Origin of the sequence: Clostridium fungisolvens (assembly GCF_014193895.1) — a bacterium.
Taxonomy (GTDB): Bacteria; Bacillota; Clostridia; order Clostridiales; family Clostridiaceae; genus Clostridium_AR; species Clostridium_AR fungisolvens.
Genome location: NZ_BLZR01000001.1, coordinates 4,975,191 through 4,988,692 on the forward strand (window position 1 = coordinate 4,975,191; position 13,502 = coordinate 4,988,692).

General features: G+C 31.0%; 9 protein-coding genes and 1 tRNA gene. 9 read left to right on the plus strand and 1 reads right to left on the minus strand.

All coding sequences use genetic code 11. The features are described 5' to 3' along the window. Positions 1-45: 45 nt before the first annotated feature. Entirely contained in the window at positions 46-933 is an 888-nt protein-coding gene (locus bsdtw1_RS22085) for a phosphatidylserine decarboxylase (protein WP_183279620.1), read from the minus strand. Positions 934-1,180: 247 nt separating this feature from the next. On the opposite strand from bsdtw1_RS22085, the gene bsdtw1_RS22090 reads away from it, so the two are divergent. The 9 genes from bsdtw1_RS22090 to bsdtw1_RS22130 all read left to right on the plus strand — a co-directional run bounded on the left by bsdtw1_RS22090 (position 1,181) and on the right by bsdtw1_RS22130 (position 13,403). Beyond that, positions 1,181-1,756 (plus strand): TetR/AcrR family transcriptional regulator, encoded by a 576-nt coding sequence (locus bsdtw1_RS22090; RefSeq protein ID WP_183279621.1) that lies wholly within the window; start codon positions 1,181-1,183, stop codon positions 1,754-1,756. 307 nt (positions 1,757-2,063) lie between these two features. Then, on the plus strand, positions 2,064-5,264 hold the full coding sequence (locus bsdtw1_RS22095; protein ID WP_183279622.1) for a YhgE/Pip domain-containing protein: 3,201 nt from the start codon (positions 2,064-2,066) through the stop codon (positions 5,262-5,264). A 136-nt stretch (positions 5,265-5,400) separates the two neighbouring features. Then, positions 5,401-5,475, plus strand: a tRNA-Arg gene (locus bsdtw1_RS22100). 170 nt (positions 5,476-5,645) lie between these two features. Beyond that, entirely contained in the window at positions 5,646-7,160 is a 1,515-nt protein-coding gene (locus bsdtw1_RS22105; protein WP_183279623.1) for a sialate O-acetylesterase, read from the plus strand. A 103-nt stretch (positions 7,161-7,263) separates the two neighbouring features. Continuing rightward, on the plus strand, positions 7,264-8,655 hold the full coding sequence (locus tag bsdtw1_RS22110) for a glycoside hydrolase family 1 protein (RefSeq protein ID WP_183279624.1): 1,392 nt from the start codon (positions 7,264-7,266) through the stop codon (positions 8,653-8,655). A gap of 303 nt (positions 8,656-8,958) precedes the next feature. After that, positions 8,959-9,837, plus strand: coding sequence for an ROK family protein (locus bsdtw1_RS22115; RefSeq protein WP_183279625.1), 879 nt, complete (start codon positions 8,959-8,961; stop codon positions 9,835-9,837). Between the two features lie 328 nt (positions 9,838-10,165). Beyond that, the gene (locus bsdtw1_RS22120) at positions 10,166-11,467 is read left to right on the plus strand and encodes an ABC transporter substrate-binding protein (RefSeq protein ID WP_183279626.1); all 1,302 of its coding nucleotides are present in this window, start codon (positions 10,166-10,168) and stop codon (positions 11,465-11,467) included. A gap of 163 nt (positions 11,468-11,630) precedes the next feature. After that, entirely contained in the window at positions 11,631-12,512 is an 882-nt protein-coding gene (locus bsdtw1_RS22125; protein WP_183279627.1) for a carbohydrate ABC transporter permease, read from the plus strand. Between the two features lie 54 nt (positions 12,513-12,566). Next, entirely contained in the window at positions 12,567-13,403 is an 837-nt protein-coding gene (locus tag bsdtw1_RS22130) for a carbohydrate ABC transporter permease (protein ID WP_183279882.1), read from the plus strand. The last annotated feature ends 99 nt before the right edge of the window (positions 13,404-13,502 follow it).

A 13,502-nucleotide genomic window follows, 5' to 3' on the forward strand; every position in this document is an offset into this window, starting at 1 on the left:
CTCTATATTAACTTAAAGTATACTACTTTATTAATAATATATTATCTAAAGCTTTACTCCGATAGTTTCACCCATTGTTACTTTTGTTTCGTATCCAAGAGAAGTCTGCTGTATTATATCCTGATGTACTTTAGCTACACCTTTTTTCAAAAATAATATTGTAGTAGATCCACCAAACTTAAAGTAACCTTTTTCAGACCCTTTTTCAACTTTTTTATTAGGCGTGTAACTTTGAATTATAGTTCCAACACAAGTAGCGCCTACTTCAATGTGAAGTATATCACCAAAGTTTTCAGATTTAAATAATGACCATTCTCTTTTGTTCTGGCAGAAAAGTTTTGGAACTTTCTCTAAAGCTATTGGATTTACTGAATAGTATTTACCGTCTATTTTATTGGTCTCACCACATGTTCCATAGTCAATAAAGTGGAACCTATGATAGTCTGTAGGACACAAACGAAGCAGTATACAAGTTCCACCTTCATATTCATTTGCCACATTGTCATTGCTTATCAGTTCTTTTAAAGAGTAAGTAAGTCCCTTAACTTGAACTATATTATTTAAGTCTATATTTTCAAATACAGAAAGTCTTCCATCTCCAGGGGAAACTAAAGCGTTTTTATTCATATCTATAGGACGTGCTTCCTCTGTCAACTTTCTATAGAAAAAATCATTGAAGCTTGTAAATTCAGATTGTTTTTTTATTGATAAATTAGTATCGATATTAAATTCTTCTATAAATTCATTTACTTTACCTTTACTTAATGGTGAATCGCAATAGTAACCATATACCTTGGAAAAAAGCTTTCTTTTAATAAATAACTCAGTTATGCTCTTTCCAATAGGTGATTCATAACACCATTTTAAATAATTTAATCCAGCAACTTGCTCTTCTTCATAGGTTTTTGTTTTCCTATTGTATATTTTAATCATTGTTTACCTCACCTTTTTAAATATATAATAAAGCTAGAATTATTTTCATCTAATTGTATCACATCTAGCCTTTCGGTCAACGATTTGAAGTATAATATTTGAAATAAATATTGTTAATCATAGCTAAGTATTGTATATTTAACTTAAATAAGCTTAAGATATATTGAATTAATATTCAAGTATTATTAGTTTACCTAATTTATATATTTTTATTGGCTGGTCAATAAAAATTACGGAGTGATTTAACATGAATAAAACCAAAAGAGCAATCTTTGAAGCTGCGATAAGTATCTTTTCAAAGGCTGGTTATAATGGTGCTACAATGGATGAAATAGCATTAGAAGCTGGGGTAGCTAAAGGAACCTTGTATTATCATTTTAAAAGTAAGGAAGAGATATTCAACTTTATAATAACAGAAGGCATCAATCTTATGCATGATGAAATAAGTCAGGTTAATAATATAGATGGTGATGCATTAGTTAAACTGAAAGAAGTTTGTAAAATACAGCTTTCTTTTTTGTATAGAAATAAAGAGTTTTTCAAGGTTATAATGAGTCAATTATGGGGACAAGAACTTAGACAATTAGAGCTTAGAAATCAGATTCAACGATATATATATGGTATAGAAATATATATAAAAGAGGCGGCAGATACTGGTTTAATAAGAAAAGGTGATGTTTCTTTTATGGCCTATGCGTTTTTTGGAAGCTTAATATCTGCGGCTGTATATGAAATAATAAATATAGATAAGATAAATTTAGAAAATATTATTGATAATTTAATAGATTATAATTTTAGAGGGTTACAAAAGAGTGAACTTTAGAATGGTTTTTTAGAGTTTGATATTGATTCTAAAAATAGAGAGTAAAAATTTTTTACTCTCTATTTTTTTTGCCCTTAAAAACAATTTTTTAATTGATTAATACCTAGTAAGAAAGAGCACTAGTAAATATAAGTATGTAAAGAGTGGAATAAAATTGAGGATAATAGAGATAATTAAGTATATTTTCCATAATTAGCTGATTTTATTACATAAAATGCTATAAATGGCTTTTGCAAAAGATAATTAAAAATAGTATAAATAGAACTGACCAGTCAGTACAAAAACTTATGAAAAGCGGGGTGGATGTATGAAATTTGCTAAAATTGCTTGGAAAGATATTTCTAGCATATTTAGAAACAGATTGATAAGGGTTTCTGTAATAGCAATTATCATAGTGCCTTTGTTATACAGCTTACTTTATCTAGCTGCATTTTGGGATCCTTATTCAAGATTGGATAAGCTTCCAGTAGCAGTAGTAAATCTAGATAAAGGTTCTGAGAATGATGGGAAAGCTGTAAATTATGGCGATGATGTTGTAAAGGAACTTAAGGAAAACAAAGAAGTTGGGTGGCAATTTACCACTCTACAAGAAGCTAAAGATGGATTAGAGGGAAGCAAATATTATTCTATGTTTGTAATTCCTGAAGACTTTTCTGGTAAAATAATCAGTTCAAAGGATCACAAGCCTGAATCACCAGAGATTAAGTTTGTGCCTAATGACAAAAAGAATTTTCTTGCTTCACAAATAGGAGGAAAAGTTGAACTAGCTATTCAGCAAAAAATCACATCAAATATATCAAAAGAGTTTACAAAAGTTACTTTTGATAATATGTATGAACTAAAAGATGGAATGCAACAAGCAGCAGATGGAAGTAAGAAACTTTATGATGGTATAGATACCTTAGGTAGTAATGTACCAACTATGGCAGATGGTGTCTCACAACTTAAGGATGGTTCCAATAAGTTAAGTGACGGATTAAGTCAACTTAAGAACAAGACATCAGCAATGCCAAGTGGAGTTTCAGAGCTTTATAATGGATCAAATCAAATAACAGGGGGATTAGGACAGTTAAAGGCTTCAACAGGTATACCTGCATTACTTGATGGGTCTAATCAAATAACTAATGGTTTAGGAATGCTTAATGATAAGATCAAACAAGGGCAAGAAACAGTTATAAGCTTAGGACTTAATAAACTTGATCCAAGTAAGGTTTTGAATGTAGAAAATCTTCAAAAGATCAGATCAGTAATAGCCGCAGGAAAAAAACTATCTGATGCAGATCTTTCTGTACTTAATTCTTTAAATACTTCTAGTGTTAAACTAGTAGAGAGTACAATGAGCGACATAAAGCAGTTAACTAGTGATGAAGGAATAAAAGTATTAATGAGTAAACCATCTATACAACTAGTTTTATCACAGATGGATTTCTCAAAGCCTGAAAATCAACAGGCCTTAGCAACAAGGGTACAAAATGCAGACAAACTAGTTAGTGATGCGAACTCTATACAAGTAGCCCTATTAAAATTAAAAAATAATGAACCACAATTGTTTAGTCAGTTGCAAAGTATGGATATTAATAATGAACTAAAAACAATGCCTGTAATAATAAGTTCATTAAATAATCTAAGTTCTGCAAGCAAATTGATTACAAAGAGTGATGTTGCTCTTGTACAAGGGATTCTAAATAATCCTACACAATTGAGTAATCAGTTAGCTGCAATGGATAAAACAAAGAGTGATTTAAATGGTTTAATGAATCAAATAGCTACTATGCAAAGTAATGATGCTCTAAATAATGAACTAAAAACCATAGCGGTGAAGCTTGGAACTTCAAAAGCTCAAGGAGAACAAAGTGTTCAATTATCTGCAGCAGAAAGAGATACTATGCTTCAGTACATGAGTGCAGTAAGTAATTTGACTAATGGATTTGCACAGTACAAGCCAGAACTAGATGGAATGATGACACAACTAAACTCTTATGAGCAAATGGCTAAAGATAAGATGGCAGTTGTTCAAGCTAACCCTCAATCAGCGAATGCTCTAGGTAGCTTACTTACAAACTATGATGCAACAATGGGCTTAGTAAACTCTAAATTACCTCTATTAAATGCAGTTGGTGTAGCATTACAAAAGCCTGATAATGTTTCTGCATTGTCAACTTTAATTGGTGGTATAAATAGTATACAAACAGATTTAGCAAAGAATCAGGATAACTTAGCTTTAATAAATGACTTAATAACAAGTACTCAAGACCCTAAGGTTCAAGCGTTACTTCCTAAGGTTGCAAAAATTAAGAGTGATATTGATTCTGCTAAACCACTTATAGACAAACTAAATACTCCTGAAACTTTGGCAATGCTCGAAAAAGCACCAGAGCTAGCCACTCAAGTTAAGGGGCTTCAACAAGATATAAAAAATAATGCGGATATTTTAGAAATAGCAGATAGAACCTTAACACAAGGAAATCTTGAAACTGCTCAAAATTTATTAGCATCTATTCCAGAACTAACAAACGGAGTTCAAAAATTATATGATGGATCTACTCAGGTTACTGGAGGTCTTAATACAGTAAATGGAGCGGTAAATCAGTTATATGATGGCTCAACTCAAGTTGATGGAGGATTAGGACAACTAAACGGATCAGTACCTTCATTAATAAGTGGAGTAAATCAATTAAATGATGGAGCTGGTAAGTTAAGTAACGGACTTGGAGAACTAAATGGAAAGATGCCTGAACTTAAAGATGGTGTTGTAAAACTTACAGATGGTTCAAAAGAATTATCAGACAAACTATCAGATGGTTCAAACAAGCTAAATAATAATCTAAAGAATTCAAGTGAAGAGATGGGAACATTTATATCAGAGCCAGTAAAGGTTACTACAGAAGCTATAAATACAGTTAAGGATTACGGTACTGGATTTACCCCATACTTTATCCCATTATCATTGTGGGTTGGTGCAATCATGATGTTCTTCGTAATATCACCAAAGGTTGCAGATGGAATGAATGCAGGTTCTGCTTCAAGAGTTTTGGGTAAATACTTCTCATATACTTTTATAGGATTACTACAAGCTGTGCTAGTTAGTATAGTAGTTTTATTCTTAGGATTAAAACCAAATAATTTAATAGCATACTTTGGATTTAATATATTATTATCCTTTACTTTCATAGCGATAATACAAGCATTGATATCTTTACTTGGAGATGCTGGAAGACTCCTTGCAATAGTATTGCTTATATTTAACTTAACAACTTGTGCAGGTACCTTCCCATTAGAATTAGTACCTAAATTCTTTACAGTTTTAAATCCATATCTTCCATTTACCTATGCAATAGCAGGATTAAGAGAATCTATAGCAGGTTCAGATTTCTCAGTTATAGCTCAAAGTTCTTTATTCCTATTAGCATATCTAGTAGTATTTATAATAATAGCTGTTGTATTTATAGACAGAGGAGAAAAGTTTGTAAGACTTATAGAAGGTAAAAAAGAGGAATTAGCAGCATAGTTTTAGCATTTAATAGATATAATAATGATGCTGATAAACATGATTTATCAGCATCATTTCTTACAAAAATTTCATATCTTGACTTTAAGTTTATAAAGGTTTAAAATAGGAATGTATTTTTCATACAATTTAATATGTCCTCATAGTTAAATGGATAGAACAGTCCCCTCCTAAGGGACAGATGTAGGTTCGATTCCTACTGGGGATACCAGTTTGGTATAAAAAAAGCTTAATCTTAATGATTAAGCTTTTTTTGTGTAGAAATCAATTGAACAATGGGTATATTTATATAATAAAAGTATATACTTATATTAAGGGTTATGTTATTATTATAGATGTAAAGGAAATCATTTTTTATAAAGAAGATGAGAGGTGATAATATTGGAATTTAAATTAGCTCCAATCTTTTCTGACAATATGGTTCTTCAGAGAGATTCTGAGGTTGTTATTTGGGGGAATGCTGAAAATAATGATTTAATAATAGGTAAAATATGTGGACAAGAAATTAAGACCCATGCTAAAAATGGTGAGTTTAGACTAATATTTAAAAATCTTAAAGCTGGGGGACCTTTTGATATGGATATATTATCAAAGGGCCAAGAAATAATTTTAAAAAATATTTTGATAGGTGAAGTTTGGATTGCAGGTGGACAATCTAATATGGAATTTAATTTAAAGGATTCTATAGGTGCTGAGAAAGAAATAGAGCAGGCCAATTATCCTGAGATAAGATATTATAATGTGCCGGATATAGTGTACGAAAATGGTGATGAAGTTTTACCAGAGGGATTAATAGATACAGGGTGGAGTGTAGCATCACCAGAGACAGTAGCATATTACTCAGCGGTTGCATATCATTTTGCCAAGAATCTATATAATGATTTAAAGGTTCCTATAGGAATAGTTAACTGTAATAAGGGTGGAACCTCTGCATCTAGTTGGATGAATGAAAAATACTTATCTGATGATAATGAATTATCAGAAGTATACTTAGAGCAATATAAAAAAGCTATAGAAAAACTTACAGATGAAGAAGAAGATAGATTAACAGCTGAATTCTATAAATCACAAGAGGATTATAACAAAAGAGAAGAAGAATATAAGAAAAAGTATCCTGAAAGATCCATGGCACAGCTTCATGAAGAAATAGGCAGTGTTCCATGGCCACCTCCACTTGGAAAAAAGTCATATCAAAGGCCATGTGGATTATATAAAACAAAGTTTAGAAAGATAACTCCTTTTAAAGTAAAAGGTGTTATCTGGTATCAAGGTGAAGAAGATTCAGCAAAAGCACATTTATATAAGAAGCTTTTTCATAGACTTATAAAAAGTTGGAGAGAGGACTTGGAGAACCCAGAACTTCCTTTTATATTTGTGCAACTCCCTATGTTTAATGATGAAAAACTTGATACTTGGCAGATTATTAGAGATGCGCAGCTATATACTTATAAAAATATTAAAAACACATCTATGATAGTCACTGTAGATTTAGGAGAAGCAGAAGATGTTCATCCTAAGGATAAAAAACCAGTGGGAGAAAGGCTTGCTTTAGCTGCAAGGCAAGATGTATATAAGGAAAATATAAATGGACACTCTCCTATATATAACAGTTATGAGATTATTGATAACAAGATAAAGATAGGTTTTGATTATGTATTACCTGGTGAATTGATAGCGAAGAATGATATAAAATTAAAAGGTTTCGAGATATATGATAAAAACAAAATCTTACACCCTGCAAAGGCTTATATTGAAAAAGATAAAGTTATTGTTTATAGCGAGGGAGTAAATGAACCCATAGGTGTTGCTTATGGTTGGAAGAACTATGTTGAAATAAATTTATTTAATAATATAGGATTACCTGCCTCACCTTTTAATACTTTAAGTAAATATTAATAAAGATTTTATATATTTTACTATCTATAAATAATATAGATATGGAATTACAAACACATACAACTACGTCAAAGCAAAATATAATAAGGATAGGTGATATTAATTGAAACATGAATTTCCGCAAGATTTTTGGTGGGGGGCAGCTACATCTGGGCCTCAATCAGAAGGAAGATTTAACAAAAAACATAGAAGTGTATTTGATTATTGGTATGATATAGAGCCAGAAGCTTTTTTTGATAGAGTAGGTCCTAATGTAGCCTCAAACTTTTATAATAGCTTCAGAGAAGACCTGAAACTTATGAAATCTATAGGATTTAATTCTTTTAGAACGTCTATTCAATGGACACGTCTTATAAAGGATTTTGAAACTGCAGAAATTGAAGAAGATGCAGTAAGATTTTACAATGAAATGATTGATGAATGTATAACTAATGGAATGATACCAGTTATAAATTTACATCATTTTGATCTTCCGATAGAACTTTATGAAAAGTATGGTGGTTGGGAATCAAAGCATGTAGTTGAGCTTTTTGCAAAGTACTCTAGAGTATGCTTTGATTTGTTTGGAGATAGAGTTAAACATTGGACGACTTTTAATGAGCCAATAGTTATCGTACAAGGTGAATATATAAATCAGTTTCATTATCCTAATTTAATAGATGGTAAGAAAGCTGTTCAAGTATCCTATAATTTAAATCTTGCTTCAGCAAAATCTATAGAGCAATTTAGATTAAGTAAAAATAGTAATGATGGAAAGATAGGCATAGTATTAAATCTTACTCCTGCTTATCCTAGATCAAATTCAAAAGAAGACTTAGCTGCATCAGATTTTGCAAATAAGTTCCATAATAGAATGTTTCTTGATCCAGCGGTTTTAGGATGTTTTCCAGAAGGCTTAGCCGAGATTTTTATAAAAGATGGTGTCATGTGGCAGTATACAGATGAAGAGTTAGAGCTAATAAAAAATAATACAATTGATTTTCTTGGAGTAAACTTCTATCAACCATTAAGAGTTAAAGCGGTAGAACATGAATTTGATGAAACGAAGAATGGTTGGCTTCCTGATAAATATTACGAATACTATGAAATGCCAGGAAGAAGGGTAAATCCTCATAAAAACTGGGAGATATATCCTGAAGCTATGTACGATATAGCAATTAATATAAGAGATAATTATAAAAATATCCCATGGTATGTTTCTGAAAATGGAATGGGTGTGTATGGTGAAGAAAAGTTTAAAGATGAAAATGGAATGATTTTAGATGACTATAGAATTGAATTTGTTACAGAACATCTAGAATTTCTTCATAAAGGTATACAAGAAGGATCAAGTTGTTTTGGATATCACCTTTGGACTCCTATAGATTGTTGGTCATGGATGAATGCATATAGAAATAGATATGGTTTCATATCTTTAGATTTAGCTACTCAGATTAAGACTATAAAGAAATCGGGTTATTGGTTTAAAACGGTTTCACAAAATAATGGGTTTTAGTCCATATTTTATTAGTTTACCCTAAAACTAAACTCAAAATCAGAATGTGTTACCCTAGAGATTAAAAGGTTTTTAGGGTAAATACATCTGAATATTATTTAATGTAAAAAGTAAAACTTATTCTTCTGCCATATTTTCCTCATATACATTTGGAAAGGCAAATGCATAAAAAAACTCACTGAATAAGGTCGTTTCAGTGACTTTTTTATACACATATATCTTACAGATAAGTTATAGGGAAATTGATATTTATATAATAATAAATTTTAATTAATTCATTTTTATAGAAAGGTGAGTATATATATGAGCATATTAACCTTTGATATTGGTGGTACAACCATAAAATATGGGGTGCTAGATAGAAGTGGAAATATACATGAAAAAGGTAAGTTTAATACTCCAAAAGAAGATATAGATGCATTAATCTCTGGATTAGTAGATATTAAAGAAGCTTATGAAGGTAGGTATGATTTTGAAGGAATTGCAATGAGTTGTCCAGGTGCAGTAAATGATAGTGCTGGAATGATAGGTGGAGCAAGTGCAGTTCCATGTATACATGGATTTAATATTAAAGAGAAGATAGGAAAAGCTACAGGTATAACAAACATAAGAATGGAAAACGATGCTAACTGCGCAGCTTTAGCAGAGGTATGGGTAGGTGCAGCAAAGGACAATAAAGATGTTCTATTTGTAATACTAGGATCCGGTGTAGGTGGTGCTGTAATTAAGGATAAAAAGATTCATAAAGGAGCAAATCTACATGGCGGCGAGTTTGGATATATGATAACATCGGAAGAGTATACTACTTTGAGTTCAGTAGCTACACCGGTTCATATGGCAGCTAGCTATGCAAAGGCTAAAGGAGTTAATGAAAGCTCTATTGATGGTGAGCAGGTATTTAAGCTTGCTGAGGCTGGAGATAAAATCGCTAAATACGAAGTAAAAAGATTTTATAAGAACTTGGCAATTGGAATATATAACATTCAGTATGTTTATGATCCTGAAGTTATAGTTATTGGTGGTGGTATAAGTATAAGAGAGGATCTTATAGATAATATTGAATTGGCTATGGATGAACTTATGACTGCTGTAGAAATTGCGAAAGTTAGGCCAATTGTGAGGCGATGTGAATATATGAATGATTCAAATCTAATTGGTGCAGTTTATAACTACATTAATTAAGGAAGTAGTTCAAATAATTAATATATTAATAGATATAGGTTAAGCTTAATGAATTTAAATCTATTGATAGACAGGTATTAATTAGTATGTGTTAGAAAATGTAAGATATTAATGAAGTTTGTCAAAAACATATATCCTATGATATTCAAAAGTATATATTTTTATTTATAAGTATATAGACATATATATAAATATAGTTTATAATAATTTTGTAAGATATATGTAAACGATATTAAAGGTATATTAATAAAAAATGCTATGGAATTATAATTTTAAGAGATAACTATATATTCTTGAAATTATACAAATCAAAAGGGGGAATTTAAAAATGAATAAGAAAGTTTTAGCTGTAGTTATGAGTTGTGTTTTAGCAGCTGGTATTTTTACAGGATGTGGTTCAAAAAGCGACTCAAAGAGTGGAGACAAGATAACTCTTACGATTCTTACTCAAAAGACTGATTTTGTAAACACGAAGTTCAAAGAATATGCTGAAACCTATAAGAAGGATCATCCAAATATAGAACTAAAATTTGAAGCATATACAGATTATGATGCTCAGACTCAAACAAGAATAACTTCAAACGAATATGGGGATGTATTAATGATTCCAAATACTCTTCCTATAAGTGAAAGACCTAATTATTTTGAGTCCCTTGGAAGTGAAAAAGAGTTAGCTAATAAGTACTATGGGTTAGACGGAGTTGGAGATGAATTCGGTGGTAAGATATATGGCATACCTTCAGATATGAATGTAAGTGGTATGGTTTATAATAAAAAGGTATTCAAAGATGTAGGCATCACAGTGCTTCCTAAAACTCCAGACGAGTTTTTGAGTGATATGCAAAAAATAAAAGATAAGTTACCAGAAGTTACTCCTTATTATACAAACTATAAAGATGGATGGCCATTAGTACAATGGGAGCCAGATACATTATCTGTATTTGGAAAAAATACTTATACAAATCAAGAGATGGTAAACACTGATTCTCCATTTTCACCAGGAACTCCTCATTATATAGTATATAAACTTATGTATGATTTAGCTAATAAGAAGCTTATAGAAAAAGATCCAACAACAACAGATTGGGAACAGTCTAAGACTCTTATGGCTCAAGGTAAGATAGGTGCTATGGAGCTTGGAAGCTTTGCTATAGCTCAAATACAGGCTCAAGCATCAAATGCAGATGATATAGGATATATGCCTTTCCCTTATCAAGTTAATGGTAAGACATACTCAAACCTTTCAGCAGATTACCCAATAGCTGTAAATAAGAACAGCAAACATGTTACTGAAGCAAAAGAATTCCTTACTTGGTTTGTAGAAAAATCAGGATATGCACAAGATTGTGGTACAGTACCAACATTAAAAGGAGCAGAAATGCCAAAATCATTACAAGCATTTAAAGATTTAGGTGTTGAATATTTAATGCCAGCTTCTGCAAAAGAAGGTCAAGCCGGATGGAATGATAAGATAGATAAAGCTGCTGAAGTTGGTTTATGGCAACCAGACTTCAGAAGAAGAGTAATTGAAGCAGCAATAGGAAACTCAAAAGAAACTTATGACCAAATAATGAATGATTTGAATTCTAAGTGGAAGACAGCAAGAGCAAAGGTTGTCTCAGGAAAATAATTAAATATAATAGTGCTTCAGAAATCTTATTTTATAAGATTTCTGAAGTGAATTTTTAGTAAATAGGCAATGAGTTTTTTTTATGTTTTATTAAAATAGGAGCTTTGTAGGAGGAAACTGCAAAGTTCTTGTTTTAGCAAATTATATGAAGGGGGATATATTATTGTTTAAGGTAAGTAAAATGAGTTACAATGCTCAAAAAAAGCTAATAATTGTACTATTTTCAGTTGTACCAGTGGCTCTACTATTAATATTCTGCTATTATCCTCTAGTTAGAATGTTTGAATATAGTTTTACAGATTGGAATGGAATATCAAAAGATTTTAATATTGTTTTTTTCGATAACTATAAAACTATTTTCTCTAAATCAGAATATTTTAAGGTTTTTAAAACAAGTATTTATTATTTCCTAGCTACCTTTGTACAGATGGCAATAGCTCTTTATTTTGCTACTATATTGAGCTTTAAAGTTAAATTCAAGAATTTTTTTAAGGGTGCAATATTCTTTCCATATCTTTTGAATGGTGTTGCTATAGGCTTTATATTTTTATATTTCTTCCAACCCAATGGCACCCTAGATACTATAATGAAAGCTGTTGGACTAGGGAATTACACTCAGTTATGGTTAGGGAATCCTAATATAATAAATATATCACTAGCGTTTACATCGATTTGGAGGTATATGGGGGGTAACTTTATAATATTCCTTGGAACAATACAATCAATTGATGGAGAGATATACGAAGCAGCAGAAATAGACGGTGCAAATAGATGGAGACAATTTATAAGTATAATATTACCTAACATTAAGAGGATAGTTGTACTTAATATAGTTTTAGGTATAAATGGAGCTTTAAGTGTATTTGAAATTCCTTATATAATGACTCAAGGAGCAAATGGTAGTAAGACCTTTGTTATCCAAACTCTTGATACAGGATTTAAGTATCAAAAATTAGGACTTGCTTGCTCGATGGCAATTGTTTTATTACTAATCTCTATAAGCGTAACATTAATCCAAAAGAAGTTTTTAAGTGAGGAGGACTAATCAGTGGTAAATAATAAAGCTCTAAATATAAAAACAAAGTCACCTAAAAGCGGAATGGACATAAAATATAAAATTAAATATATAGTTTCCGATGTATTTAAGTATGCAACTTTAATCTTAGGAGCAGCGATAACTATAGTACCGATATTAGTTATACTTTTCACTTCATTTAAGACAAGTACTGAATATCAAACTACAGGACCTCTTACATTGCCTTCTAGTTTTAACTTTAATAACTATATCACTGCATTTACAAGAGGAAACATGGTTACTGGCTTTAAAAATACAGCTATAATACTTGTTATATCTTTAGTTGGTAAGATACTTCTTGGAACTATGATAGCATATGTATTACATAGATTTAAGTTCAGGGGTAAAAAGGTTATCTTGGGTTTATTCCTTTTTGCAATGCTGGTTCCTACTGTATCAAATCAAGTTGTAGTGTTTAAGATAATAGCAAAGATAGGATTATTCAATAAAATTGGATCCATATTGCTACTAAATCTAGGAACTGACGTAATATCAATGTATATATTCCTACAATTCTTAGATAAAATACCTGTAGCGCTAGATGAATCAGCTATGCTAGATGGAGCGTCATACTTTACCATTTATACTAGAATAATATTACCTCTTCTAAGGCCAGCAATAGCTACGGTGGTAATACTTAGCGGAGTAGGTATCTACAATGATTTCTATACCCCATTCTTATATATGCCAGATCCAAAACTAAGAACTATCTCTACAGCCTTATTTAACTTTAAAGGTCCTATGGGATCTCAATGGGAGATAATTGCTGCGGGAATAATGATTGTAATAATACCAACATTAATCATATTTATATCCTTGCAAAAACATATTTATAATGGTGTACAAGGATCAGTAAAATAAGAATAAAACTTATTCGCCTACCAAGTTTTCCTCGTATACATTCGGAAAGGTAGACGTGTAAAAAACTTCCTGAAGAAGCTTTCTTCAGCGGCTTTTTTA